Raw genomic sequence first — 214 nt, forward strand, 5'->3', positions numbered from 1 at the left:
GCGCACCATGTAGCCGCTATCGGGGTCGGTGGTGCTCTGCTTGATGGTCCGCGTTTCCCCGGTGGGGGTGGCAGCTTGAGACTTGCCTTGCTCTGGTTGCTCTGGTTGCTCTGGTTGCTCTGGTTGAGGTGTCCTGACAAGATCGGACAGTCCCGGATCAAGCAGCCTGAGCAGTTCTCCAATACCTCTTGTTAAACTCCGCCGGGCTGACATT

Annotated in this window: 1 protein-coding gene; it reads left to right on the forward strand. The window is 58.4% G+C overall.

Annotation, left to right across the window (positions count from 1 at the left end):
- On the forward strand, positions 1–195 hold a 195-nt coding region (locus tag ACW5W8_RS24180; protein WP_498630954.1), incomplete at its 5' end, for a hypothetical protein.
- Positions 196–214 lie beyond the last annotated feature (19 nt).

The sequence above is a fragment of the Aeromonas aquatilis genome, assembly GCF_054052405.1.